At 44.0% G+C, this 268-nt stretch carries 1 protein-coding gene; it reads left to right on the forward strand.

Annotated elements, in window-relative coordinates:
* Positions 1-268: PDDEXK family nuclease (locus AC0QH1_RS00695; RefSeq protein WP_473154724.1), on the forward strand; the 268-nt coding region annotated here is incomplete at both ends.

Consider the following 268-nt stretch of genomic DNA (forward strand, 5'->3'; position numbering starts at 1 on the left):
CGAGGTGCGCGGATTAATTACAGCCAGGGAGTCCTAGAAATCATGGTACCTTTACCCGAACATGAAGATGATAAAGTGATTATTAGCAACTTTGTGGAAGTCTTACTAGAAGAACTCGATATCGAGTTCAGGAATCTGGCTTCTACCACCTTTAAAAGCGAAACGATGCAACAAGGTTTAGAAGCGGATAGCTGTTTTTATATCGAAAACGAAGCAGCAGTGCGGGGAAAAAAGCGCATCGATTTAACCGTAGACCCGCCACCGGATT

It is taken from the genome of Phormidium sp. CCY1219 (assembly GCF_055795085.1).